At 59.0% G+C, this 23,504-nt stretch carries 26 protein-coding genes; 10 read left to right on the top strand and 16 right to left on the bottom strand.

Annotated elements, in window-relative coordinates; all coding sequences use genetic code 11:
* The first annotated feature begins 22 nt into the window (after positions 1 to 22).
* Complete coding sequence (gene dkgA / locus CSK29544_RS07655; protein ID WP_007774512.1) at positions 23 to 850, top strand: 2,5-didehydrogluconate reductase DkgA; 828 nt, start codon at positions 23 to 25, stop codon at positions 848 to 850.
* A 76-nt stretch (positions 851 to 926) separates the two neighbouring features.
* Complete coding sequence (locus CSK29544_RS07650; RefSeq protein WP_029038982.1) at positions 927 to 1,436, top strand: DUF3828 domain-containing protein; 510 nt, start codon at positions 927 to 929, stop codon at positions 1,434 to 1,436.
* Between the two features lie 59 nt (positions 1,437 to 1,495).
* On the opposite strand, the gene CSK29544_RS07645 is transcribed toward CSK29544_RS07650, so the two are convergent.
* Positions 1,496 to 1,798: a putative quinol monooxygenase gene (locus tag CSK29544_RS07645; RefSeq protein ID WP_004386042.1), complete on the bottom strand. Its 303-nt coding sequence runs from the start codon at positions 1,796 to 1,798 to the stop codon at positions 1,496 to 1,498.
* A 58-nt stretch (positions 1,799 to 1,856) separates the two neighbouring features.
* A complete protein-coding gene (gene grxB / locus CSK29544_RS07640; RefSeq protein WP_007897798.1) occupies positions 1,857 to 2,492 on the bottom strand; it encodes a glutaredoxin 2 in 636 nt (211 codons plus the stop codon).
* A 188-nt stretch (positions 2,493 to 2,680) separates the two neighbouring features.
* Here grxB and CSK29544_RS07635 point away from each other — a divergent pair, with 188 nt between their 5' ends.
* From CSK29544_RS07635 to treC, 4 genes are all read left to right on the top strand, one after another.
* A complete protein-coding gene (locus CSK29544_RS07635; RefSeq protein WP_012123743.1) occupies positions 2,681 to 3,298 on the top strand; it encodes a TetR/AcrR family transcriptional regulator in 618 nt (205 codons plus the stop codon).
* Positions 3,299 to 3,545: 247 nt separating this feature from the next.
* Entirely contained in the window at positions 3,546 to 4,493 is a 948-nt protein-coding gene (gene treR / locus CSK29544_RS07630; RefSeq protein WP_007897800.1) for a trehalose operon repressor TreR, read from the top strand.
* 133 nt (positions 4,494 to 4,626) lie between these two features.
* On the top strand, positions 4,627 to 6,045 hold the full coding sequence (treB, locus tag CSK29544_RS07625; protein ID WP_004386038.1) for a PTS trehalose transporter subunit IIBC: 1,419 nt from the start codon (positions 4,627 to 4,629) through the stop codon (positions 6,043 to 6,045).
* A gap of 60 nt (positions 6,046 to 6,105) precedes the next feature.
* Entirely contained in the window at positions 6,106 to 7,767 is a 1,662-nt protein-coding gene (gene treC / locus CSK29544_RS07620; RefSeq protein ID WP_007897801.1) for an alpha,alpha-phosphotrehalase, read from the top strand.
* 10 nt (positions 7,768 to 7,777) lie between these two features.
* Here the strand turns inward: treC and CSK29544_RS07615 are convergent, their stop codons facing one another.
* Positions 7,778 to 8,308, bottom strand: coding sequence for an NAD(P)H-dependent oxidoreductase (locus CSK29544_RS07615; RefSeq protein WP_007897802.1), 531 nt, complete (start codon positions 8,306 to 8,308; stop codon positions 7,778 to 7,780).
* 102 nt (positions 8,309 to 8,410) lie between these two features.
* Here CSK29544_RS07615 and CSK29544_RS07610 point away from each other — a divergent pair, with 102 nt between their 5' ends.
* From CSK29544_RS07610 to nrdG, 3 genes are all read left to right on the top strand, one after another.
* Entirely contained in the window at positions 8,411 to 9,292 is an 882-nt protein-coding gene (locus CSK29544_RS07610; protein ID WP_007897803.1) for a LysR family transcriptional regulator, read from the top strand.
* A 295-nt stretch (positions 9,293 to 9,587) separates the two neighbouring features.
* Positions 9,588 to 11,723 carry an anaerobic ribonucleoside-triphosphate reductase gene (gene nrdD, locus CSK29544_RS07605; protein WP_007897804.1) on the top strand — a complete coding sequence of 712 codons (2,136 nt, stop codon included), beginning with the start codon at positions 9,588 to 9,590 and terminating at the stop codon, positions 11,721 to 11,723.
* 141 nt (positions 11,724 to 11,864) lie between these two features.
* A complete protein-coding gene (gene nrdG, locus CSK29544_RS07600) occupies positions 11,865 to 12,329 on the top strand; it encodes an anaerobic ribonucleoside-triphosphate reductase-activating protein (RefSeq protein ID WP_007897806.1) in 465 nt (154 codons plus the stop codon).
* Between the two features lie 7 nt (positions 12,330 to 12,336).
* Here the strand turns inward: nrdG and CSK29544_RS07595 are convergent, their stop codons facing one another.
* From CSK29544_RS07595 to pmbA, 13 genes are all read right to left on the bottom strand, one after another.
* Complete coding sequence (locus CSK29544_RS07595) at positions 12,337 to 12,624, bottom strand: type II toxin-antitoxin system RelE family toxin (RefSeq protein ID WP_007871045.1); 288 nt, start codon at positions 12,622 to 12,624, stop codon at positions 12,337 to 12,339.
* Positions 12,614 to 12,856 carry a type II toxin-antitoxin system RelB/DinJ family antitoxin gene (locus CSK29544_RS07590; RefSeq protein ID WP_029038981.1) on the bottom strand — a complete coding sequence of 81 codons (243 nt, stop codon included), beginning with the start codon at positions 12,854 to 12,856 and terminating at the stop codon, positions 12,614 to 12,616. The genes CSK29544_RS07595 and CSK29544_RS07590 overlap by 11 nt, the downstream gene beginning before the upstream one ends.
* A gap of 77 nt (positions 12,857 to 12,933) precedes the next feature.
* Entirely contained in the window at positions 12,934 to 14,844 is a 1,911-nt protein-coding gene (locus CSK29544_RS07585; RefSeq protein ID WP_007897812.1) for a BglG family transcription antiterminator, read from the bottom strand.
* Positions 14,845 to 14,957: 113 nt separating this feature from the next.
* A complete protein-coding gene (dagF, locus tag CSK29544_RS07580; RefSeq protein WP_007897814.1) occupies positions 14,958 to 15,698 on the bottom strand; it encodes a 2-dehydro-3-deoxy-phosphogluconate aldolase in 741 nt (246 codons plus the stop codon).
* On the bottom strand, positions 15,695 to 16,813 hold the full coding sequence (locus CSK29544_RS07575; RefSeq protein WP_029038980.1) for a DgaE family pyridoxal phosphate-dependent ammonia lyase: 1,119 nt from the start codon (positions 16,811 to 16,813) through the stop codon (positions 15,695 to 15,697). The genes dagF and CSK29544_RS07575 overlap by 4 nt, the downstream gene beginning before the upstream one ends.
* Complete coding sequence (locus CSK29544_RS07570) at positions 16,797 to 17,930, bottom strand: amidohydrolase/deacetylase family metallohydrolase (RefSeq protein WP_007897820.1); 1,134 nt, start codon at positions 17,928 to 17,930, stop codon at positions 16,797 to 16,799. Before CSK29544_RS07570 ends, CSK29544_RS07575 begins: the two co-directional genes overlap by 17 nt.
* A gap of 40 nt (positions 17,931 to 17,970) precedes the next feature.
* Positions 17,971 to 18,615, bottom strand: coding sequence for a DUF4310 family protein (locus CSK29544_RS07565; protein WP_004385265.1), 645 nt, complete (start codon positions 18,613 to 18,615; stop codon positions 17,971 to 17,973).
* A gap of 10 nt (positions 18,616 to 18,625) precedes the next feature.
* Positions 18,626 to 19,402: a DUF4311 domain-containing protein gene (locus tag CSK29544_RS07560; protein WP_007897823.1), complete on the bottom strand. Its 777-nt coding sequence runs from the start codon at positions 19,400 to 19,402 to the stop codon at positions 18,626 to 18,628.
* Positions 19,403 to 19,424: 22 nt separating this feature from the next.
* Positions 19,425 to 19,727 (bottom strand): DUF4312 family protein, encoded by a 303-nt coding sequence (locus tag CSK29544_RS07555; protein WP_007897825.1) that lies wholly within the window; start codon positions 19,725 to 19,727, stop codon positions 19,425 to 19,427.
* 3 nt (positions 19,728 to 19,730) lie between these two features.
* Positions 19,731 to 20,093 carry an SFCGS family glycine-rich protein gene (locus CSK29544_RS07550; protein WP_004385262.1) on the bottom strand — a complete coding sequence of 121 codons (363 nt, stop codon included), beginning with the start codon at positions 20,091 to 20,093 and terminating at the stop codon, positions 19,731 to 19,733.
* 16 nt (positions 20,094 to 20,109) lie between these two features.
* The gene (locus tag CSK29544_RS07545; protein WP_029038979.1) at positions 20,110 to 20,451 is read right to left on the bottom strand and encodes a glycine dehydrogenase; all 342 of its coding nucleotides are present in this window, start codon (positions 20,449 to 20,451) and stop codon (positions 20,110 to 20,112) included.
* Between the two features lie 304 nt (positions 20,452 to 20,755).
* Positions 20,756 to 21,142, bottom strand: coding sequence for a cytochrome b562 (gene cybC / locus CSK29544_RS07540; protein ID WP_007897828.1), 387 nt, complete (start codon positions 21,140 to 21,142; stop codon positions 20,756 to 20,758).
* A 57-nt stretch (positions 21,143 to 21,199) separates the two neighbouring features.
* A complete protein-coding gene (gene pmbA, locus CSK29544_RS07535) occupies positions 21,200 to 22,552 on the bottom strand; it encodes a metalloprotease PmbA (protein WP_012123727.1) in 1,353 nt (450 codons plus the stop codon).
* A gap of 107 nt (positions 22,553 to 22,659) precedes the next feature.
* Between pmbA and yjgA the strand changes: the two genes are divergently transcribed.
* The gene (gene yjgA / locus CSK29544_RS07530) at positions 22,660 to 23,211 is read left to right on the top strand and encodes a ribosome biogenesis factor YjgA (RefSeq protein WP_004385258.1); all 552 of its coding nucleotides are present in this window, start codon (positions 22,660 to 22,662) and stop codon (positions 23,209 to 23,211) included.
* Positions 23,212 to 23,504: the final 293 nt, after the last annotated feature.

Genomic DNA, 23,504 nt, shown 5'->3' with positions numbered 1-23,504 from the left:
TGTTAGCTCAAAAGGAGGAAATATGGCAAATCCAGGCGTAATTAAGCTGCATGACGGCAACCTGATGCCCCAGCTCGGCCTCGGCGTATGGCAGGCGACTAACGAAGATGTTGTCACCGCGATTCACAAAGCGCTGGAGGTGGGCTACCGCTCCATCGACACCGCCGCGGCCTATAAGAATGAACAAGGCGTGGGCGACGCGCTGAAAAGCGCGGGCGTTGCGCGCGATGAGTTATTCATCACCACCAAGCTCTGGAACGACGATCAGAAGCGTCCGCGTGAGGCGCTGGAAGAGAGCCTCGAAAAGCTGCAACTCGACTATGTGGATCTCTATCTGATGCACTGGCCGGTGCCGGCTATCGACCGCTATGTCGAGGCCTGGAAAGGCATGATTGAGCTGCAGCAGGAAGGACTCATCAAGAGCATCGGCGTCTGTAACTTTAACGTTGAGCATCTGCAACGCATCATCGACGAAACGGGCGTGACGCCGGTTATCAACCAGATTGAGCTGCACCCGCTGCTGCAACAGCGCCAGCTGCACGCCTGGAACGCCACGCACAAGATCCAGACGGAATCCTGGAGCCCGCTGGCGCAGGGCGGCGAAGGCGTATTTGACCAGAAAATTATTCGCGAGCTGGCGGATAAATATGGCAAGACCCCGGCGCAGATTGTGATTCGCTGGCACCTCGACAGCGGCCTGGTCGTTATCCCGAAATCCGTCACCCCGACGCGCATCGCGGAAAACTTTAACGTCTGGGATTTCCGTCTGGATAAAGACGAACTCAGCGAAATCGCGAAGCTCGACCAGGGCAAACGCCTCGGCCCGGATCCAGAACAGTTCGGCGGGTAATCGCGCCAGTTGGCGGCAAAAAGAAAAAACAGCATACTACGCAGGCCTGTTTACGGACGTTTGAGGACCAGTTCCGATGAAGCACCGCTTAGCGTTAGTTATGCTGTTTTTTTCCGCCAGCACGCTGGCGCAGGGGGACGCACAGACCCCCACGCAATTTCTGAAATCGCTCTACCAGAGCTATGCCAAAGGCAATGAACCGGTGGATTTTGCCAGTAAAGGCGAGCAGCAGATCCTCTCCGATCGCCTGCTGAGCCTGGTGGAAGAAGATACCCGTCTCTCCGGCGGTGAAGTCGGCTTTCTCGATTACGATCCCATCTGCTATTGCCAGGACTGGGACGATCTGGCCGTGGATAAGATAAACGTCACTAACAGCGACGCCACGCATGCCAAAGCCACGATTACCTTCCGCCCATTCCGCAGCTCACCGGATGCCACCACCCAGAGCTTTGCGTTGATTAACGAGAAAGGCCGCTGGCGCATCGACGACATCATGAACGGCAACGGCAGCCTCTATAAATCGTTGCAGGAGAGCGGCCAGCAGTTGCGCGCCGATCGCACCAATAACGATACCGTCTCTCCCTGAGATCTTGGTAATAAAAAACGGCTTGCCACTGGCAAGCCGTTTTTTTATCTGCGGCCGCGTTATTTCGCCGGGCCGCCCGCGAGTTTATCGAGCATCATTACGCTGGACGTTTCGATGTACTTCGGCAGCTCGGAGAAGAGATGAATGATGTGCGCCGACTGTAAATGCTTTTGCAGCAGTTCGCGGCTTTCCCACTCTTCCGTCCAGACAAAACGGCGCGGATTTTCCGTGTCGCGGTTGAGCTGATACACGATACAGCCCTCTTCGGCATGCGTTTTTTCGATGACGCCGCGAAACAGCTGCTCAAGCGTCTCTTCCTTGCCAGGTTTACTGACGAAAATAGCTACTACCGGAACGGTCATGTTGTACTCCTGCAATCATATTTACCAGGACAAGCGGCGCGCCTTCTGCCCGTCGCGTTTATTTCGCCTGGGCGCTTAACAGCGCCACTCCCGTTTGTGTCGACACGCGCTCGATATACGCGCTCACCTGCGGGCCGAACGCCGCGCCTTTGACAATCGTGAGCGAGCGCAGCAGCGGGAAGAGAATAAAATCGGTGGTATCAATGGCCTGTCGCCCGGCTACCAGCGGCTCCAGCGCGTTCAGATCTGAATTCACCTGCGCGAGCAGCGCCGGCGTCTGCGCGCGCAGCGCGGCTAAATCGCCAAACGCTTTCTCTTCACGCGCGGTATAGGCGCGACGCGCTTGTGGCGTCGCCAGCTCGGCGAAATCGCCCTCGGTAAAGCGCGGGATCGCCAGATTAAACAGCGGGGTCGATACCGACTCGCACCACTGTTTAATGGCCTCATCCACCGGCGCGTCGGCCACGCGCGGCTGCGCAAGCCCATCTACGTAGCGCACGATATCCATGCTCTCCGGCATATACGTGCCGTCGTCTTTTTCGAGAATCGGCACCACCTTGCGCCCGACCATGCGGATCGGCGTGTCGGCATCGCCTTCCATAATGACGCACACCTCAACCGGCAGCTTTTTCAGGCCGAAAATCATCTGGGCGCGGACACAGAACGGGCAGTGCTCGTAGATATGCAGCTTCATGCAATTCTCCATGGGGGCGCGGCGACCATCTTGTTATCGCTCGCAAAAAAGACTACTGATGAGTAACCTTACTCGATAGTAACATAACGCGTTTGCGTGACAAGCGCGACGAAAACGCCTGGTGCGATACCTTTGCCGTCTGGCTTGCAGTAAGCTTACGCCGTTCACGTAACCCAGGGAGAGAGGATTTGCAGACTGACGCTGACCACCCGGAAAACCGCAAACCGAAACGGGGCATCGCCACCCGCCGCCGGCTGTTGAAACACGCCTGCGCCGAGTTCGCGCGGCTTGGCTATCACAGCACCAAAGTCAGCAATATCGTAAAGGCGAGCGGCCTGAGCCAGCCGACGTTTTATCTCTATTTCGCCAGTAAAGAAGCCGCTTATGAAGAGCTGGTGAGCGAATTTCGCCTGCGCCTGGAACGGCTCACCGAAACGCTGCTGATCCGCGACCGCGTCGAAGGCGAAGCGCTGGTGAAAAGCGTGCAGAACAGCTTTCTCAAGCTGCTGAATTTCCTTGCCGAAGATAAAGCGCTGACCGAAATCGGCTTCTTTCAGCCGCCCGGCTGTACCCAGACCAAAGCAACGCTGGTCAACGCCATCGCCAGTAATATCGCCAAAGAGCAGTCGCTTGGCCTGTTTCGCGATGATATCGACGCGCTGCACATGGCGCGTTGCTGCGTGGGCATGATAGACCAGATGGCGCGGGTCCCGGCGGATGAGGCGACCCCGGAGGCGCTGGCGCTGGGCTGTGCGCAGCTCTTGTGCGAGGGCATCTGGTTAAGCCGCCATCATCACGCCGTCTGACGCTTTTCTCGCCGACTGCGCCCGGTGACTCGCGCCAGGCGCACAAATCCGCAGCACAATGATTGATAAGCCAAAAATCATCGGCGAAGATACCTTCTGGCGCTTCGCTTTGTGACGTCAGGCACAATGGTTGGCCATATAGGCGCGAAAGCCCCCCTGAACCAGATTATGCCCATTGCGCCACACGCCAGGGGCATTACCTTTACGCATTATCGCTTTTACAGACCGCCAGCCAGAGGAATGGACGATGCAACACCGCCTCACCATTAAAGACATTGCGCGCTTAAGCGGGGTGGGGAAATCCACCGTGTCGCGCGTGCTCAATAACGAGAGCGGCGTCAGCGAACGCACCCGCGAAAAGGTCGAGGCGGTGATGCGCCAGCACGGTTTCTCCCCTTCCCGCTCGGCGCGCGCGATGCGCGGACAGAGTGATAAAGTCGTCGCGATTATCGTCACCCGTCTGGATTCGCTCTCGGAAAACCTGGCGGTGCAGACCATTCTGCCCGCGCTGTATGAACAGGGTTACGATCCTATCATGCTGGAGAGCCGTTTTTCGCCCGCGCTGGTGCAGGAGCATCTGGGCGTGCTGAGCCGCCGCCATATCGATGGCGTGATTTTGTTTGGCTTTAGCGGCATTAACGAGGTGCTGACCGCCGCCTGGCAGAAATCGCTGGTGCTAATGGCGCGCGACGCGACGGGTTTTGCGTCGGTCTGTTATGACGATGACGGCGCGATACGCCTCTTAATGCAGCGCCTGTATGACAACGGCCACCGCCATATCAGCTTTCTCGGCGTGCCGCACAGCGATATCACGACCGGAAAACGCCGCCACGAGGCGTATCTCAGTTTCTGTAAACAGCACGGGCTGACGCCGCGCGACACGCTGCCGGGGCTTGCCATGAAGCAGGGTTATGAACACGCCGCCGACGTGCTGAGTGAAGAGACCACCGCGCTGGTCTGCGCGACCGATACCCTTGCCATCGGCGCCAGTAAATATCTTCAGCAGCACCGCGGCGTGCCAGTGCAGCTTGCGAGCGTCGGCAATACGCCGCTACTGAAATTCCTGCATCCGGAGGCTCTCGCGGTCGATCCGGGTTATGGTGAAGCCGGGCGCGCCGTGGCGAAACAGCTTATCGATCAGATAACCGGCCGCGCCGATCCGCGCCAGATAGTGATCCCCGCCCGTCTGGATTAACCCTCTTCTCGCACGTTTATTGTGATCGCGCTCTGTTTTCGGGAACGTTCCCGTTCACGCCATCCCGCTTAAAAGTTACTCTGCGCCCCAGGCCATCCGCGCCTCGTACCTACCTCTGCGACAGGGCTTCATCATGAGCAAAGTAAACCAACAGGATATCGATAAGCTGATAACCCTTGTGGGCGGCCGCGAGAATATCGCAACCGTTAGCCACTGCATTACCCGTCTGCGTTTTGTACTGAATCAGCCGTCTAAAGCCGATCCGAAAGCGATAGAAGAGCTGCCGATGGTGAAAGGCTGCTTTACCAACGCCGGACAGTTTCAGGTGGTGATTGGCACCAATGTCGGCGATTACTACCAGGCGCTGATCGCCACCAGCGGTCACAGTGCCGCCAGTAAAGAGCAGGCGAAACTCGCCGCGCGCCAGAACATGAAATGGCATGAGCGGCTTATCTCCCACTTCGCTGAAATTTTCTTCCCGCTGCTGCCCGCGCTGATTAGCGGCGGCCTGATCCTCGGCTTTCGCAACGTGATTGGCGATGTGCCAATGCACGACGGCAAAACGCTGGCGCAGATGTTCCCGTCGCTTAAAACCATCTACGACTTTTTATGGCTTATCGGCGAGGCCATCTTCTTCTATCTGCCGGTCGGGATCTGCTGGTCGGCGGTGCGCAAAATGGGCGGCACGCCGATCCTCGGGATCGTGCTTGGCGTGACGCTGGTTTCGCCGCAACTGATGAACGCCTATCTGCTCGGCCAGCAAACGCCGGAAGTATGGGATTTTGGGCTCTTTACCATCGCCAAAGTGGGCTATCAGGCGCAGGTGATCCCGGCGCTGCTGGCGGGTCTGGCGCTCGGCATGATTGAAATTCGCTTAAAACGCCTGGTGCCGGATTACCTCTATCTGGTAGTGGTGCCGGTCTGCTCGCTGCTGCTCGCGGTATTCCTGGCGCACGCGTTTATCGGCCCGTTCGGCCGCCTTATCGGCGACGGCGTGGCGTTCGGCGTGCGTCACCTGATGACCGGCAGCTTCGCGCCCATCGGTGCCGCGCTGTTTGGCTTTCTCTACGCGCCGCTGGTTATCACCGGCGTGCATCAGACCACGCTTGCGGTGGATATGCAGATGATCCAGAGCATGGGCGGCACGCCGGTGTGGCCGCTGATTGCGCTGTCGAACATTGCCCAGGGCTCGGCGGTGGTGGGTATCATCATGACCAGCCGCAAACATAACGAGCGCGAAATTTCCGTACCAGCGGCTATTTCGGCGTATCTCGGCGTGACCGAACCCGCCATGTACGGCATCAACATGAAATACCGCTTCCCGATGCTCTGCGGCATGGTGGGTTCCAGCATTGCAGCGCTGCTGTGCGGGCTGAGCGGCGTGGTGGCGAACGGCATCGGCGTCGGCGGCCTGCCCGCCATTCTCTCCATCCAGCCGGATTACTGGCAGGTGTACGGCATGGCGATGCTGGTGGCGATCATTGTTCCTTTCATCCTGACCGCCTTTCTCTACAAGCGAAAATCCCGCCAGGGAACGCTCTTAGTCGTCTAACTTTTAGGGTAGTGCGGGGAGCGTTTCGGCGCTCCCCTTTAGCAACAGCAGGAACGCGTTATGAATAACACTCTGCCGTGGTGGCAAAACGGGGTGATTTACCAGATTTACCCGAAGAGTTTCCAGGATACGTCCGGCAACGGCACAGGCGATCTGGCGGGCGTCACCCGACGCCTCGATTATCTGCAACAACTTGGCGTGGACGCCATCTGGCTGACGCCCTTCTATCTCTCTCCGCAGGTCGATAACGGTTACGACGTGGCGAACTATACCGCCATTGATCCAGCCTATGGCACGCTGGAGGAGTTCGACGCGCTGGTGGCGGACGCCCATGCCCGCGGCATCCGTGTGATTCTGGACATGGTGTTTAACCACACCTCGACACAGCACGCCTGGTTTCATGACGCGCTGACCGGCGAGAGCGCGCACCGCGAATTTTACATCTGGCGCGACGGCACGCCGGAAGAAGCGCCCAACAACTGGCGTTCAAAATTCGGCGGCAGCGCCTGGCGCTGGCACGCCGAGAGCGGCCAGTACTATCTGCATCTCTTTGCGCCCGAACAGGCGGATCTCAACTGGGAAAACCCGCAGGTGCGCGCCGAGGTGAAAAAGGTCTGCGAATTCTGGGCCGATCGCGGCGTGGACGGCCTGCGTCTCGATGTGATCAACCTGATTTCAAAAGATCAGGATTTCCCGTCGGACGATCGCGGCGACGGGCGGCGTTTTTACACCGACGGACCGCGCATTCACGACTATTTACAGGAGCTGAGCCGCGACGTGTTTCAGCCGCGCGGGCTGATGACGGTGGGCGAAATGTCCTCCACGACGCTTGAGAACTGCCAGCGCTACGCCGCGCTGGAGGGCCACGAACTCTCGATGACGTTTAACTTCCATCACCTGAAAGTGGATTACCCGGACGGGCAGAAGTGGACGCTCGCCGCGCCCGATTTCGTGGCGCTGAAAGCGATTTTCAACCACTGGCAGCAGGGGATGCATGGCGTGGCCTGGAACGCGCTGTTCTGGTGTAACCACGATCAGCCGCGCATCGTCTCGCGCTTCGGCGACGAGGGCGCGCTGCGCGTACCGGCGGCGAAAATGCTCGCGATGGTGCTGCACGGCATGCAGGGCACGCCCTATATCTACCAGGGCGAAGAGCTGGGCATGACCAACCCGCACTTCACACGGATCATCGATTACCGCGACGTGGAAAGCCACAATATGTTTGCCGAGCGGCGCGCGCAGGGGCAAAGCCCGGAGACGCTGCTCGCGATCCTCGCCAGCAAATCGCGCGATAACAGCCGCACGCCGATGCAATGGGATGACAGCGATAACGGCGGCTTTACCACCGGCACGCCGTGGATAGGGCTTTGCGATAATTACCGCGAGATCAACGCCGCGCGCGCGCTCGACGATCCTGACTCCGTTTTTTACGCTTACCAGAAACTCATCAGGCTGCGTAAGGCGCACCCGATTTTCACCTGGGGCGACTATCACGACCTGCTGGCGGAGCATCCTTACCTGTGGTGCTATCGCCGTGAATGGCAAGGGCAGACGCTGGTGGTGATGGCGAATCTGTCGCGCGAAGCGCACTGGTGTACGCCGGGTGAGTTTAGCGGCGCGTGGCAGGTGCTGATGAGCAACTATCCCGATGCAGCACCCCGCCCCGGCGAAATGAACCTGCGCCCGTTCGAAGCCGTAATATGGCTTCAGGGGGACGCGTAACCCAATCGGGTTAACGCACCAGCGCGTTAACCCGGCTCAGCCACTGCGCGACGCCGGCGTCGAGACTGGCGTCGCTCAGCACATGCGTGCCCTGAATCAGCGCTGGCGGCTGCCAGATCATGCCGGTCATGTTGGCCATCGCGTGAAACGGCAGCCAGAACTCGTCTATCGGGTAACGGTTATAGCCCTGCGGCGAATAAGCCTCTGCGCTGCCGCCGGTCGAAACCATCAGCATAAACGGTTTGCCGTGCAGGCGATCGCCGCCGGTGCCGTAGGCAAAACCGTGCTCAAGCACCTGATCCTGCCACTCTTTTAAAATCGCGGGCGAGCTGTACCACCAGAACGGAAACAGCATCACCACCGCATCATGCGCCAGCAGCAGCGCCTGCTCGCGCTTCACGTCGATGTTAAAGTCAGGGTATTCACGCATCAGCTCATGCACCGTCACCTGCGGCAGTGCTTTCAGCGCCTCGATAGCCGCGCGGTTGACGCGGGAATCATCCGGGTAACGGTGCCCGGCCAGAACCAGAACTTTTTTCATTTTTACTCTCCTCAACGATGTGGTTGAGGTAATGTTGGCATGACGCAGGGTTAACCTGTAGTGCCGTTCCGGGCATATCTGTTTCAACTAAAGGTATCAATCATGACGCTCACCTCAGACGTACATCGCCTGCTGCCTGCGTTTCTCGCCGCCGCGCAGAGCCAGAGTTTTTCCGCCGCCGCTCGCCTGCTGGGCGTGACGCCTGCTGCTGTCAGTAAAAGCGTGCGGCAACTGGAGGCGCGCCTGGGCCGCGTGCTGTTTCAGCGCAACACGCATTTTGTGGTGCTGACGGAAGAAGGCGCGGCGCTGCGCGAACAAGTAGCCCCGCTGTGGCATGCGCTCAACCAGGCGCTGGAAAAGCCTGCCGACGAGCCGCAGGGGCTGGTGCGCGTGAGCGTGATTCCCGGCTTCGGGCGCTACCTTCTGATGCCGGAGCTGCCCGCTTTCCAGCAGCGTTACCCGCAGGTGCGGCTGGATCTGGCGATGGATCCGCGCCGCGTTAACCTGATTGGCGAGCGGATCGATGTGGCGATTGGCCAGCGGACGGTGCAGGACAGCCGCATCGTGACGCGCGAAATCCGCCCGATGCGCATGATGCTCGCCGCCTCGCCTGCCTACCTGGCGCAGTTTGGTACGCCGCAACAGCCGCAGGATCTGCTGCATCATCGCTGCCTGGTGCACCGCAATCCCGGCAACGGCAAGCTGCAAAGCTGGCTTGCTGACGAACTGGCGATGGAAGAACAGCACGCTTTTCTTATCAGCACCTTTCCCGATGTGCTGGTGGACGCCGCGCTGGCGGAGATGGGCATTGTCTCGCTCGCCGACTGGTATCTGGCGCCGCTTATCGCCACAGGCCGTCTGGTGCCGTTGATGGAAGCGCACTGGCCTGCGCCGCAGCCGCTCTGGGTGAAGTATCCGTACCATCGCCTGGCCCCGCGCGTGCGGGCTTTCGTTGATTTTTTAATCGAAAAATTCACAGTGTAAATGTTTCTCGCCTCAACGCAGACCGTAAGCGCACTCGCCGCTTTGCTTTGTCCTGCATCAATAAAATCGCAAACTTGTTTGATGCAAATCACTATATATAGACATTAAAATCCACCGCGACCCAATATCTTGTTATTTCAGGCTAAACTTTCAGCAATCCGGTGCGGAGGATATTCCCGCGCTGCTGTGGATAAAACGGGCTAGCTCCGACGTTACCGGGGGTTTATGCAGCCAATATTCCCTGCGCCGCACGACGGAGTTTCTGTGGATAACCTGTGCTTAATATGGAGTGATCATGACACCGCATGTAGTGAAACGAGACGGGTGTAAAGTACCTTTCAATTCAGCGCGCATTCGCGAAGCGATTCTTCGCGCGGCGCAGGCAGCGGGAGTCGATGACGCAGACTATTGCGCCACCGTCGCGGAAATCGTCAGCAGCCAGATGCAGCATCGTCGTGAAGTGGACATTCAAGAGATCCAGACGGCGGTGGAAAACCAGCTGATGGCGGGCAATTACAAGCAGCTGGCGCGCGCCTATATTGAGTATCGCCACGACCGTGATATCGCCCGCGAAAAACAGGGCCGCCTGAATAAAGAGATCCGCGGGCTGGTTGAGCAGACCAACCCGGCGCTGCTGAACGAGAACGCCAATAAAGACAGTAAAGTGATCCCGACCCAGCGCGACCTGCTGGCGGGCATTGTCGCCAAACACTATGCGCGCCAGTATCTGCTGCCGCGCGACGTGGTGCTCGCCCATGAACGCGGCGAAATCCACTATCACGATCTCGACTACTCGCCCTTCTTCCCGATGTTCAACTGCATGCTGATCGACTTAAAAGGCATGCTGACGCAGGGGTTTAAAATGGGCAACGCCGAGATAGAACCGCCGAAGTCTATTTCCACCGCCACCGCCGTGACGGCGCAGATCATCGCCCAGGTGGCGAGCCACATTTACGGCGGCACCACCATCAACCGCATTGACGAAGTGCTGGCCCCGTTTGTGACGGCAAGCTTTGAGAAGCACCGCCGCACCGCGCTTGAGTGGAACATTCCGGATGTCGAAGGCTACGCCCGCGCCCGCACCGAAAAAGAGTGTTACGACGCGTTCCAGTCGCTAGAATATGAAGTCAACACGCTGCACACGGCCAACGGCCAGACGCCGTTCGTCACCTTTGGTTTTGGCCTTGGCACCAGCTGGGAATCGCGCCTGATCCAAAGCTCGATTCTGCGCAACCGTATCGCGGGGCTGGGTAAAAACCATAAAACGGCGGTGTTCCCGAAACTGGTGTTCGCGATTCGCGACGGCCTGAACCATAAAGCTGGCGATCCGAACTACGACATCAAACAACTGGCGCTGGAGTGCGCGAGCAAGCGCATGTACCCGGATATTCTCAACTACGATCAGGTAGTGAAAGTGACCGGTTCGTTCAAAACGCCGATGGGCTGCCGCAGTTTTCTTGGCGTTTATGAAGAGAACGGCGAGCAGATCCACGACGGGCGCAATAACCTCGGCGTGATTAGCCTGAACCTGCCGCGCATCGCGCTGGAGGCGAAAGGCGACGAAACCGCGTTCTGGGCGCTGCTCAATGAGCGGCTGAAACTCGCCCGCAAAGCGCTGATGACGCGCATTGCGCGTCTCGAAGGCGTAAAAGCGCGGGTGGCACCGATTCTCTATATGGAAGGCGCGTGCGGGGTGCGTCTTAAACCTGATGACGATGTCGCGGAGATTTTCAAAAATGGCCGCGCGTCGATTTCTCTCGGGTATATCGGCATTCATGAAACGATTAACGCGCTGTCCGGCAACCAGCATATCTATGACAGCGAGACACTGCGCGCCAAAGGTATCGCGATTGTCGAGCGTCTGCGTCAGGCGGTGGATCGGTGGAAAGAGGAGACCGGTTACGGCTTTAGCCTCTACAGCACGCCGAGCGAGAACCTGTGCGATCGTTTCTGCCGCCTCGATACCGCCGAGTTTGGCGTGGTGCCGGGCGTGACCGACAAAGGGTATTACACCAACAGCTTCCACCTGGACGTGGAGAAGAAGGTAAACCCGTACGATAAAATCGATTTCGAAGCGCCCTACCCGCCGCTCGCAAGTGGCGGCTTTATCTGTTACGGCGAATACCCGAATCTTCAGCACAACCTGAAGGCGCTGGAAGACGTGTGGGATTACAGCTATCACCACGTGCCTTATTACGGCACCAATACGCCGATTGACGAGTGTTACGAGTGCGGTTTCACCGGCGAATTCGAGTGCACCAGCAAGGGCTTTACCTGTCCGAAATGCGGCAACCATGATGCATCGCGCGTTTCCGTCACCCGCCGCGTTTGCGGGTATCTCGGCAGCCCCGACGCCCGTCCGTTCAACGCGGGTAAACAGGAAGAGGTGAAGCGCCGCGTGAAGCACCTCGGCAACGGGCAGTTGGGTTAACGCCGCTCTGGCGTCTGGCACGGTGGGTGCGCTGCGCTTACCCACCCTACAAAACGAAACGCGTAGGGCGGGTAAGCAACGCGCACCCGCCGCGCAACGGCTCTGCGCACCCACCGTTCGCCCGCCTGGGACGAGGAAACCATGAATTACCATCAATATTATCCCGTTGATGTCGTCAACGGCCCCGGCACCCGCTGCACATTATTTGTGGCGGGCTGCGTTCACGAATGCCCCGGCTGCTACAACAAAAGCACCTGGCGGCTCAACTCCGGCGTACCGTTCACGGACGAGATGGAAAACCGCATCATTGCCGATCTCAACGACACCCGCGTCAAACGCCAGGGGCTGTCGCTGTCGGGCGGCGATCCGCTGCACCCGCAAAATGTGCCGGCGATCCTAAAGCTCGTCCAACGCGTGCGGGCCGAGTGCCCCGGTAAAGATATCTGGGTCTGGACGGGGTATAAAATCGATGAACTGAGCGATGCCCAGCGCGAGGTGGTAAACCTTATCAACGTGCTGGTGGACGGCAAATTTGTGCAGGATCTGAAAGATCCGGCGCTTATCTGGCGTGGCAGCAGCAACCAGGTTATCCACCGGCTGCGCTGAGAGGCGCTTACTCCAGACGGTGCCCGGCACCCTGGTATACGGTCAGGTTTTCGCGTTTGCCGATCGCGATGACCAGCACACAGACAGCATCATCGCGCACCTGATACACCAGCCGGTAACCGCTCGTTCTTAATTTAATTTTGTAGCAGTCCGGCAGGCCACTTAACCGGGCGGATTTCACCCTGGGAGCCGCCAGCACGTACGCCAGCTTCTTTTTGAATTGCGCTTTAACGGTCTCGCCCAGTTTGTGCCACTCCTTCAGCGCACGTGGGTCAAAGACCAGTTTATAGCTCATCCAGATCAACCCTGATGCCCGGCCGCGGGTCCGCCAGTCGCTCCCGCACGGTACGCAGCAGCGCCTCTTCGCTGTCGCTGACGGTTAGCGTTTTGACTGGCATACGGCCATTTTGCGCCACATACTGAAACAGCAGACGCACCGCTTCGGTAGGTGTGATACCCAGTTTTCCCAGCACCGCATAAGCCTCATTTTTAAGCTTGTCATCAAGCCTTACGTTGATTGTGGCCATTATGCCTCCACCGTTTTTCAAAGTGTAATGCAATATAGCATTACATATGAATTACATCGAATTCTGGAAGACAGCTTCTAAAACCGGCTCAGGCAGGTCATCGCCACGTCCTGAAACTGGGCGAAATCACGACACGTTTGCAGCTGTTGCGCCGCCCGCTCGCGCAAAAACGTGACGAACAGATCGTAGATCGTCATCGCCTCTTCATATTCGCGTTTGCTGATGGCGAGCAGGAAAATCACATGCGCGGTCTCCTCGCCCCACGCAATCCCCTGCGGGGCCAGCACGGTATAGACCACCGTTTTGCGCGCCATCAGCCCGAGCGAGTGCGGCAACGCGATACCGTCCCCAAGCATGGTGCTGACAATCGCCTCGCGCTCGACCACCGACGGCAGAAAATCCCCGCCTACATACCCGTCCTGCTCCAGCTCATCACACAGCTCTTTGAAAAGCTGTTGCTGGGTCATGGGCCCGTCCACCACGCGAAAATGCCGGGCGTCGAAATATTTCTCCAGCATCCAGGGCCGGGTTCTGTCCACCAGCACCAGCTTGCCGATTTGCTCCAGCTGGAAATCGGTCGGAAACGGCGACATTACCACCACCGGCTTATCTTTTTCCGCCACCCGCGCGGTGGAAATCACGAAATCCTCGGCGATGGCGGCGCGCTGCTCGTAGTCGCGAAGCGTGGCGATTTCACTCACCTCTAACTGCGGGTATTTGCGCAGCAGCATCGACTGGATCATGCGCACCGTGGAGTTGCCGGTATCGCACACCAGTAGCACGCGCGGGTTACGCTGGTAGCCCACGTTATAGTGGCGCTCAAGCCCGACGCCGATATGCAGCACCAGAAACCCCACTTCGTTTTCGCTGATGGTGTAAGGCGTGTATTTACCCCAGCCGGACACCGCCGCCAGCGTCATATCCCAGGCCATCGGGTAGTGCTGTTTGATATTGCCGAGCAGCGGATTAGGAATGTTTATCTGGTAACGCACGCGGGTGATCATGGTGCGAATATGGGTCAGCAGGTCGGCGCGCAACTGTTCGTCGGTCAGCAGATTGTAGTTATAGTGCGTGTTGATATAGCGCAGGATGTAGCCTGCCAGCGCTTCGGCGTCATCGGCGCTGATGGCGCTCGGCTCCAGCTCCTGCACCTGGCGCGCGGCGATATGCACCCGCAGCCAGTTCTCTTCCGCCTCTGATAGCGGTTTGCCGCACAGCGTTTGCAGCAGCGCCGCGATGCCGCGCGCCGCCTCGCGCACGTTATCGTCCACATCGTCCGCCACAAATTCAGGCAGCGGAAAGCCCTCGCTGATGCGCCGCACCGCCACGGCGCAATAGAGGCGAATAAACTGCTCGCCCTCATCGGTAAAGCGCAGGCGCGCGTGCGCGAAAATCGTCGGCAGCCCCCCGGCGAGCCGCTCCTGCACGCCCGCGTTCAGTGCCTCTTCGGTAATTAATGGGTTAGCGCTATCCTGCTGGGCAAGCTGCCAGAGCAGATCCGTCAGGCACGCGCGCAGCGCCATTTCACTGCCGAACAGCTTCATGCCGTGACGCGGGCGGGTTTCAAGCGTGAGGTTGTAGCGGGTAAAGAGTTCGCGCACTTCCGCCATGTCGTTTTGCAGCGTGGCGCGGCTCACGAACCACTCTTCCGCCAGGTCTTCAAGCTTCAGGGAAAACGCGGAAGTCAGGAAACGCACCGCCAGATAATGCACGCGTTCCGGCGCGGTGCGCGGGATGCGCAGCGCCTTCGGGCGGCTCGCCTGGAGCGCCTGATAGCGCCCCATATCGTCAACGGTCAGCTGATAGCCGCTGCCGCGGTTAAGCACCAGCTGCACGCCATGCTGACGAAGCAACGTATTGAGCGCGCTGATATCCGCCCGCACGGTGCGCGTCGTGACGTTTAACCGGCGCGCCAGCTCATCCTGCGGCAGCGTTTCGTTTTGCAGCAGATCAAACAGCCGGGACAGACGTTGACTCGGGAATCGCACACCGGTTTCCTCTCGTTAAACGGGCGCGCCATCGCGCCCGCGGACGGCTTCAGGCCAGGGAATATATTTATCACGGTGATGAATATATTCTCCAGCCTTAACGTAAAACGGCCTTACCCCACCAGGTTGCGCGTCATCGCCAGCAGGCGGCGCACATCCTCCGGGCGCGTGTCGCCGCTGGCTTTGTCGATAATCGAGCTGTAAATATGCGGGATCACTTTGCTCACGCCCGCCTCCAGCGCGATGCGCAGGATCGCTTCGAAGTTATCAAGATCGATGCCGCCGGTCGGCTCCAGCCAGAAGTCGTGACGCGCGCAGGCGTCCGCCACAGCCTGATACTCCTCGCGGCAGGCAAGGCCGCCCATCGGGAAATATTTCACCGAGCTGCCGCCCATATCTTTCAGCAGGGCAATCGCCGTTTCCACCGGTACGATGGCGTCGGGCGCGCTGCTGCTCAACGGGCCGGTGGAGATTTTCACAAGGCCAGGCGTGCCCGTTGGTGACACCAGCCCGTTCACCACCGTCTCGCGCTGTCCAAGCAGCGCGCGGCTCGCGCCCACCCCGGTAAAGACCTGGTTCACATGCTGCGGCTGTAGCTCGCGCGCGATGGCGCTGACCATCGCGGACTGGTTCGGATCGCCCGCGCCCAGCCCCACCGACAGCGCGTTATCGATGCGCTTCGCGTAGTCCCGCATATCCTCGACGGCGCTCGCCACGTCCGGGTAGTTTTTCGAGAGGACGCCCACCAGCACATGCCCTTCGGCGGCTTCATAAATCGCGCTGGCGTTTTCTTTCGAGCCTGCCAGCACGTTCAGGCAAACACGGTCGCGGTAAAAATTCGGGGTCAGTTTCATGCGTGCGCCTCCTGATTCAGCACGTCCCGGATACGGCGGAACACAATCTCCAGCTGCGCGGCGCTGACGCTGCGCACATCCGCTTCAATAATGCCTTCGTTGGCTTTGTAGCCGCGAAAATAGATGGCGTATTCGCCCTGCTTCAGCGCGCTGACCAGATCGCCGGTGTTGATGCCGGTGACGGCTTCGTCGAATTTGATTTCGCTGCGGGCGATGTCGCGCCCGGCGCTGTCCCACACCACGCGGGCTGTTACGCCGTTCAGCGTGTTGAGCTGGTCGATAAACGGCGTCATTTTGGCCACCATCTGCGCGCCGCTCTCTTTCGGCGCGCTGAGGTAGTGCTCAATGGCGCTGGTAAGGCCGAGAATGCCCTCTTTGCCGACTTTCATCGCGCGCCCGATGCCGTTCGCCTGACGTTTTACCCACTCCACGTACTGCGTTTTGCCGATCACCAGACCGCTCGACGGCCCTTCAATCGCCTTCGCGCCGCTGTAGATGACCAGATCCGCGCCCGCGTGGTAGTAGCACTGCAAATCTTCTTCGGCGGCGGCGTCGACAATCAACGGCAGCTGATGCTCACGCGCCACCGCAGCGGCCTGCGCCACGCTCAGCATGCTTTTTTGCACGCAGTGGTGCGATTTTACATAGAGGATCGCCGCTGTTCGCGGCGTAATCGCGGCAGCAAGCTGCTGTGCCGAACACTCGTTGGCATAGCCCGCCTCGACCAGCTTTCCGCCGCCGAGCGCCACCATCGTGCCGACCGGCGCGCCGTAATTCACGTTATGCCCTTTCGGCAGCACAATTTCGTTTTGCTCAATCGCAGTGGTATGCAGGTTCTCAAGCAGCCAGTCGCTCTCTTTGACCAGCACCGCCGCCACTGACTGCGCAAGGCCTGCCGAGGCGCAGGAGACAATCGTCGCGGCCTCCACCTCCAGCAGCCTGGCGATGTACGCGCCGGTTTTATTGACCAGATCTTTCATTTCGAAATAGTGATTCAGCCCCTGCGTGACGGCTTCCACCACCTCCTGGCGCGGCGTGGAGACGCCTAAAATCGTCATGCGCCCGGAGGCGTTAATTACCTGTTTCAATTCATATTTTTCATACACTGAAGGCATGTTCCGCGCTCCCTTGTTCGGTCATGTGCCAGGCGCCCGCCCGCACGGCGGCAAGCGGCACCAGTAAATAATCGCCGTGTAGCGTCTCTTCGTCGGCATCGGTAAAAAGGGCCGGCTGACGGCGCAGGTCGAAAATCGTCAGATCGGCGTCGGCCCCTGGCGTCAGCCGCCCTTTATGGGCCAGACGCAGCGCCTGCGCGGCGTGCAGCGTGACGCAGTCAATCACCTGCGGCAGCGACAGGCCGATGGCGAGGAATTTCGACATCACATGGGCAAGGCTTCGCACCGGGCCGTTGATGCGGTTACGGCAGTAGATGTCAGAGCTGATGGTGTGCGGCAGAATGCCGAGCGCGATGGCCTGGCGCGCCACCTCAAAGCTAAAGCTGGCGCTGCCGTGGCCGACATCAAGCCGCACGCCGCGCCCGAGCGCGTCGCTAATGCTGGCGCGAAGCTGGCCCTGCGGCGTCAGGATGCGATTCGGTTTGCCGTTAAAGCAGTGGGTAATGATGTCGCCCTGGGATAACCGCGCGGCGATCTCATCCAGCGGCGGTGGGCCGTTGCCGATATGTACCATCAGCGGCAGATGGCCGTTCTCCTGCTGAATAGCTTTGGCGCGCTCAAGCGGCGCGATGCCGTTATCGCCCACCACGCTGCTACTCATGCGCGCTTTCAGGCCGACGATAAAATCGGGGTGACGGGCGATAGCATCGCGCGCCGCCGCGGCGTCGATATTCGCCATATCCGCCAGCTCGTTTTGCGCGATAAGACCTACCTTCGAAACATTAAGCAGCGCCAGCACCTCGGTCGCCACGCCACGTGTCAGCGCGTAAAAGTCGTCGATATCGTTCGCGCCGGTGCTGCCCGCGTCCACCACGGTGGTAACGCCGGTCGAAACGCCAACCGCGTCCGGCTCGTCGTGGTAAATCGGCGATTTCGGGTAGCAGTGGACGTGCAGATCGATCCAGCCGGGGCTGACGTAATACTCGCCATTGAGATCGCGCGTGGCGCGCGCCTCGCCGGTCACGCTGCCGAGCGCGGCGATTTTGCCGTCTTTGATGGCGATATCCGCCAGCGTGTCGTCCACCAGCCGCGCCTTGCGCAGGATCAGGTCAAACATAGGGTTTCCTCAGAAGGCGGGCGCCGGAGCGCCCGCGCAGTTAACCGATCGCCACAGGAAACAGCGAGCCCAGGATCATCGCGCCGAGAATAGCTCCGCCGGTGATCGGCTTCTGCCAGAGATAAAACAGCAGCGCGCCCACAAGCGATCCCACGCCAATCGGGATTGAGGCGGTCATGGCGCTCAGGATGATAAGCGGCCCGAGGAAACGCCCGGAGGCGTTGCCCGCGCCCATCATCACGTCCGCGCCGTAGGTGGAATCGCTCTGATTAATGGTGAATTTACGCGCCAGAATGATGACGTAGCCGATCGCGAGGCCAATCAGCAGGCCGGTGACCAGCGAGGCGGCGAAATTCGCTACCGGAAAAACGAAGCCCGCGCCGAGCAGCAGCGCCGGAACGCCAAGCCCCACGCCGGTCTGGATGGCGCCGCCGATATCCAGAATGCCTACCAGCGAGCCTTCGATAATGCGGGCAAAGAGGAAACTCGCGCCGAAGGCGGCCACCGCGCCATAGACGCCGGTGTCGATGCCGGCTTTGAGCATCGCCACGAACGCCACTTCGTTAAACGCGCCGATGCCGTAGAGGTAGTACATATGCGTTCCGGCGAATACGCCGGAGGAGAGCAGGCCAACGAAGATCGGGAATGACCAGTCGGCGTACCAGAAACCTTTATTCTCTTCCATCATGCGCTCCTTATTTGCCGCTCAGCGAGTTGTGGATAAGACTGAGCCAGTCCGGCACGGTCAGACGGAAAGATTCGATCATTTTCATGTCGAAGCCGCGGAAGAAGGCGCTCAGCACGAACAGCAGCACAATGGCAGTCATCATGACTTTGGTAACGCGGTTCCAGCCGCTCTCTTCAACACCCTTGCCGATAAGAATGCCCAGCACCAGCCCCGGCACGGCGTTGCCCATGATCAGCTGCGCCGCGCCGCCAAAGACGGTGGCCCAGAAGCCCGATCTTTTCCCGGCGTCGATGGCGGCCAGCCAGAAAATCACCGGCATCACGGTGTTCACCAGCAGGTTAGCGGCAGGCACCAGCACTTTAACGGCGGTAACCTGAAGCGCTTCCGGCACGGCAGAGGCCGTGGTGTTGAGAAACGCCACCACCGCCATGCCGATAAGCCCGCAGGCAACCGCCATTTTTTTCGGGTTGTGCAGGGTGTCGGCGAGATTGCGGTTTTTCACCATCAGCGCCGCCGCGCCCCAGTTGGGAATAATGCGGTGATCGACATCCTGGGTGAACGCGCCCGCCGCGACGGAGGACGCCCAGGCGTTGAAGAAAAACCCTAACCCAAAGGAGAAATGCGAAGCCGGATCGCCTTCACAGGAGTTCAGCTCTCCTAACGTACGAAAGGCACCCATCCCTTGCGTGGTGGGCGCATGGAACATGCGTGCGGCCCCGGCGCCCACGCCGACGCCGACCAGGCCGCCGATGATGAGCGATTTTATTAAAATTATCAGGAACATTGGTCTGCCCTTTTAGTAACGATCAGCTGTGTTGCGTGACGAAATCCACCTTTTCGAGATTGATGGCGGTCACGTTGACGGTCACGTCCAGCTCCACGCTGAAAGCCCGTCGTTCCCGGCGCAAAAAGAAAAACAGAAACGCTTCTTTACGCACCGTTTCCCGCGCATGAACAACCTGCACATCCTGTGGCTCTATACGCAGTAAGATGTGCGGCGAGGCTTTTATCACCGCCGCCTGTACCTGATTCAGGGCATCAGCGAACGCGCGAGCACGCGTGTCGCCTTTGCCTTTCACTCTCACCGTGGTGGTGAACTGTTCTTTCATACGTTATGCGCCGTATTTCTTTTTCCAGGCTTCCACCAGCCGCTCGCCCAGCTCTTCTTTATCCATAAAGCCGAAACCCAGCACGTTGCAGCCCTCGTTGATGGCGGTGACACCCTCTTCCACCGAGCGCATCCCATATTTGGCCTTATAGCCATGTTTGGTCTGCGCGGTGATAGCGCCCGCGCCGCCGCTGCCGCAAAACGAGATACCGAACGTCGCGCCTTCGGTTTTCATCACGTCGCCAAGCTTCATATCCGCCGCGACACCCGGCACCACGACCGCCCGCGCGCCCGCTTTCTCCGCGCCCGCCGCCACTTTCTGGCCTTTGCCCAGACGATCGCCAATCACTACTGTAATCTGTTCCATGGTTCGCTCCTGAAGGTTAAAGATTCTCTTTCGCCACCTCGAAGTGCACCGACAACAGCCAGGCCTCTTCATCGGGCAGATTGCCGAACTGCGCCACAATTTCACGCGCCAGCGCCATCGAGCCTTCAGAGATCTCCTCAAACAGGCTCTCTTCCACCTCGGGCAGCGGCTCGCCGGTCACCGAGCGGTGCGCCATCGCCCGCACGTGTGAGCTGAGCATCTGCCGCTGTACGGCGTTAGGCGTTATCTGGTGGCGCTCAAGGAGCGCGTAAACTTCATCCAGCATCCGCCCGGCAAGCGTCGCGGTCTCATCCGCGTGTTGACATCCGGCGTTGTTCATTACCGCTCCGTTATTCACTCTGCATACCCGATTAGTTGCGCTGAGGTAACACTAACGGCGGGTGTTAAAGGTTTGTAGCGAGTTGTTTTCCACTTCAAAGTGGAAAGGAGAGTGGCGGCAGTGATCTGTTCCACATAAAAGCCGTGAATGGATATAAACAACCAAATAACTGTGATGAATGTCACTGGCGGTCATGTCGGGCGTGGGAAAAAGAAAATAACGGGCTTGCGACGCCGCGCGCAAAAGGCGGCGGAGAATAAGCGTGGCTTATGACCGGGCGCAGAGGGAACGTGCGGCGGCGAACCGCCGCACAAAAAAGGGCTTAGCGATACTTCTTGTGGTAGGTGTTGCGGGTGGTTTTGAACTCTTCGGCGCTCGCCTGGGCCTCTTTGATTTTGCCTTCATCAACGAGCTTCAGCGCGCCGTCAATCTGGCTTACCAGCGTATCGAGACCGTGGCGGAAATCTTTCATTTCCGGGCTGTCAGCTGCCTTATCTTCGAGCTTCGGCGGGGTTTCTTTTTTGGCGTCCAGCGCCGCCTCGCGCATTTTCGTCAGCGCGGTTTTCATTTCTGCCGCATCGCTGGTCTTCTGCACGACTTTCAGGTTTTCATTGAGGGTGTCCATGTTGTCTTCCAGATCCGCCCACGCCGCGGCGCTGGTGAACAACAGAGAGGAGACCGCTAACATCGCTAATGCTTGCTTACGCATTGACTCACCTTTTTATTGTTATGACGAAAAAAAAGCGCCACAACGGGCGCCCTTGCCTTACTCACCGGCGATTTTCATCTCCGGCAGCAGTACTGAACCACACTGAATATTGCTACGTGTTTCGATATCGTCACCAATGGTAACCATATTGCGCCACATCTCTTTCAGGTTGCCGGCGATGGTGATTTCGCTCACCGGATACTGGATTTCGCCGTTTTCCACCCAGAAGCCCGCCGCGCCGCGCGAGTAATCGCCGGTGATGCCGCTGACGCCCTGGCCCATCAGTTCGGTCACCACAAGGCCGGTGCCCATCTCTTTCAGCAGTTGCTCAAAGCTCAGGCCGCGGCCTTTGATGCGCCAGTTGTGGATGCCGCCCGCGTGGCCGGTGCTTTTCAGCCCCAGCTTGCGCGCGGAGTAGTTGGTAAGCAGCCACTGTTGCAGCACGCCGTCTTTGATAATGTCGCGGCGCGAGGTCGCCACACCTTCGCTGTCGAACGGCGTGGAGGCGAGGCCTTTCAGAAGATGCGGATGCTCTTCAATCGTCAGCCACTCCGGCAGGATCTGCTTGCCGAGCGAATCGAGCAGGAACGTGGATTTACGGTACACCGCGCCGCCGCTGATGGCACCGACCAGATGACCAAACAGCCCGGTCGCCACTTCGCGGCCAAAAATCACCGGCGCTTTCATGGTCGGCAGTTTGCGCGGCGAGAGGCGCGACAGCGTGCGGCGGGCGCACTCTTCGCCCACCCACTCCGGCGATTGCAGATCGCCCAGCGCGCGGCCAATGGTGTAGGCGTAGTCGCGCTCCATGTCGCCGTTCTCTTCGGCAATCACGCAGCTGGAAAGCGAATGGCGTGTCGAGCAGTAGCTCTGCAACATGCCGTGGCTGTTGCCGAACACTTTGATGCCGTAGTGGCTGTTAAAGCTGCCGCCTTCGGTATTGGTGATGCGTTTATCGGCCTTTAAAGCCGCCTGTTCGGCGCGCGCGGCGTAGTCGATAGCCTGTTCCGGTTCGATCTCGGCCGGATGGAAGAGATCGAGATCCGGGGCGTCGAAAGCCAGCAGATCTTTTTCCGCCACGCCCGCGCACGGGTCTGGCGAGGTGTAACGGGCGATATCCAGCGCCGCCTGTACGGTGCGGGCGATAGCGTCCGGGCTTAAATCGGTCGACGAGGCGCTGCCTTTGCGATTCTGGTGATAAACCGTGATGCCAAGCGCCCCGTCGCTGTTGAACTCGACGTTCTCCACCTCACCGTAGCGGGTGCTGACGCTGATGCCGGTCGTTTTGCTGACCGCCACTTCCGCGCCGTCCGACTTGCCGGACGCCAGCTCCAGCGCCTGAGAAACCGCCTGTTCCAGCGCTTTGCGCTGCGCTTCAACTTGTGTGATTACTTTCATCGCGAGTGCCATAATGTAAGGTGAAACTGAAAAGCCACATTTTGTGAGTCTAACAGAGAACCATTTCGCAGTGCGCGCCTTAACTGGTAGTATTAGCCTCTTTTTTTGAGGAGCCTGAGATGACAAAGCAGCCCGATGACTGGCTCGATGAAGTGCCCGATAACGAAAATGATGACGACGATGATGAGATTATCTGGGTCAGCAAAAGTGAAATTAAACGCGACGCCGAAGAGCTGAAGCGCCTTGGCGCTGAACTGGTCGATCTCGGTAAAAACGCGCTGGATAAAATCCCGCTGGACGACGATCTGCGCGCCGCCATTGAACTGGCGCAACGCATTAAGAAAGAAGGCCGCCGCCGCCAGATGCAGCTTATCGGCAAAATGTTGCGTCAGCGTGACGACGAGCCGATCCGCCAGGCGCTCGATAAGCTGAAAAACCGCCATAACCAGCAGGTGGCGCTGTTCCATAAGCTGGAACAGCTGCGCGATCGTCTGATCGAAGAAGGCGACGACGCGGTGCCGGACGTGCTGAACCTGTGGCCGCAGGCGGATCGCCAGCAGCTGCGTTCGCTTATCCGTAACGCCAAAAAAGAGAAAGAAGGCAATAAACCGCCGAAATCCTCACGCCTGATTTTCCAGTATCTGCGCGAACTGGCGGAAAGCGAGCAGTAATCCCTCCCGGCTCAGGCGCTGCCTGAGCTGTTTCCCCTTTTCTATTCCTTTTAGTGATAGTTTATGACCGCTTTTAAGGCGTCTCTTAACGCCGGACATGACTCCGCCTTTATTGGCTGAATCGTTAAAGCTAAAGCTGCTCACATTCACGATTTTGACTGTAATGATGATTACATTTTCATCTCTAATTTAATGCGAATCACAATTACCTTCGCAAAAACCGGCTTTTTTTAGACAGTTGAAAACGATCACGTTTTCTTAACCTGCGATCCGCCAGGCTGCACGGGCAAAGC

Origin of the sequence: Cronobacter sakazakii (genome assembly GCF_000982825.1) — a bacterium.
GTDB lineage: Bacteria > Pseudomonadota > Gammaproteobacteria > Enterobacterales > Enterobacteriaceae > Cronobacter > Cronobacter sakazakii.
The sequence above is the reverse complement of the archived record's forward strand: the minus strand, read 5'-3'. Positions and strand labels throughout refer to the sequence as shown.

Bases quoted from the DNA above. Each gene is read 5' to 3' on its own strand.
- dkgA (WP_007774512.1), top strand. From the start codon at position 23: ATGGCAAATCCAGGCGTAATTAAGCTGCATGACGGCAACCTGATGCCC.
- CSK29544_RS07650 (WP_029038982.1), top strand. From the start codon at position 927: ATGAAGCACCGCTTAGCGTTAGTTATGCTGTTTTTTTCCGCCAGCACG.
- CSK29544_RS07645 (WP_004386042.1), bottom strand. From the start codon at position 1,798: ATGACCGTTCCGGTAGTAGCTATTTTCGTCAGTAAACCTGGCAAGGAA.
- grxB (WP_007897798.1), bottom strand. From the start codon at position 2,492: ATGAAGCTGCATATCTACGAGCACTGCCCGTTCTGTGTCCGCGCCCAG.
- treR (WP_007897800.1), top strand. From the start codon at position 3,546: ATGCAACACCGCCTCACCATTAAAGACATTGCGCGCTTAAGCGGGGTG.
- treB (WP_004386038.1), top strand. From the start codon at position 4,627: ATGAGCAAAGTAAACCAACAGGATATCGATAAGCTGATAACCCTTGTG.
- treC (WP_007897801.1), top strand. From the start codon at position 6,106: ATGAATAACACTCTGCCGTGGTGGCAAAACGGGGTGATTTACCAGATT.
- CSK29544_RS07615 (WP_007897802.1), bottom strand. From the start codon at position 8,308: ATGAAAAAAGTTCTGGTTCTGGCCGGGCACCGTTACCCGGATGATTCC.
- CSK29544_RS07610 (WP_007897803.1), top strand. From the start codon at position 8,411: ATGACGCTCACCTCAGACGTACATCGCCTGCTGCCTGCGTTTCTCGCC.
- nrdD (WP_007897804.1), top strand. From the start codon at position 9,588: ATGACACCGCATGTAGTGAAACGAGACGGGTGTAAAGTACCTTTCAAT.
- nrdG (WP_007897806.1), top strand. From the start codon at position 11,865: ATGAATTACCATCAATATTATCCCGTTGATGTCGTCAACGGCCCCGGC.
- CSK29544_RS07595 (WP_007871045.1), bottom strand. From the start codon at position 12,624: ATGAGCTATAAACTGGTCTTTGACCCACGTGCGCTGAAGGAGTGGCAC.
- CSK29544_RS07590 (WP_029038981.1), bottom strand. From the start codon at position 12,856: ATGGCCACAATCAACGTAAGGCTTGATGACAAGCTTAAAAATGAGGCT.
- dagF (WP_007897814.1), bottom strand. From the start codon at position 15,698: ATGAAACTGACCCCGAATTTTTACCGCGACCGTGTTTGCCTGAACGTG.
- CSK29544_RS07575 (WP_029038980.1), bottom strand. From the start codon at position 16,813: ATGCCTTCAGTGTATGAAAAATATGAATTGAAACAGGTAATTAACGCC.
- CSK29544_RS07570 (WP_007897820.1), bottom strand. From the start codon at position 17,930: ATGTTTGACCTGATCCTGCGCAAGGCGCGGCTGGTGGACGACACGCTG.
- CSK29544_RS07565 (WP_004385265.1), bottom strand. From the start codon at position 18,615: ATGGAAGAGAATAAAGGTTTCTGGTACGCCGACTGGTCATTCCCGATC.
- CSK29544_RS07560 (WP_007897823.1), bottom strand. From the start codon at position 19,402: ATGTTCCTGATAATTTTAATAAAATCGCTCATCATCGGCGGCCTGGTC.
- CSK29544_RS07555 (WP_007897825.1), bottom strand. From the start codon at position 19,727: ATGAAAGAACAGTTCACCACCACGGTGAGAGTGAAAGGCAAAGGCGAC.
- CSK29544_RS07550 (WP_004385262.1), bottom strand. From the start codon at position 20,093: ATGGAACAGATTACAGTAGTGATTGGCGATCGTCTGGGCAAAGGCCAG.
- cybC (WP_007897828.1), bottom strand. From the start codon at position 21,142: ATGCGTAAGCAAGCATTAGCGATGTTAGCGGTCTCCTCTCTGTTGTTC.
- pmbA (WP_012123727.1), bottom strand. From the start codon at position 22,552: ATGGCACTCGCGATGAAAGTAATCACACAAGTTGAAGCGCAGCGCAAA.
- yjgA (WP_004385258.1), top strand. From the start codon at position 22,660: ATGACAAAGCAGCCCGATGACTGGCTCGATGAAGTGCCCGATAACGAA.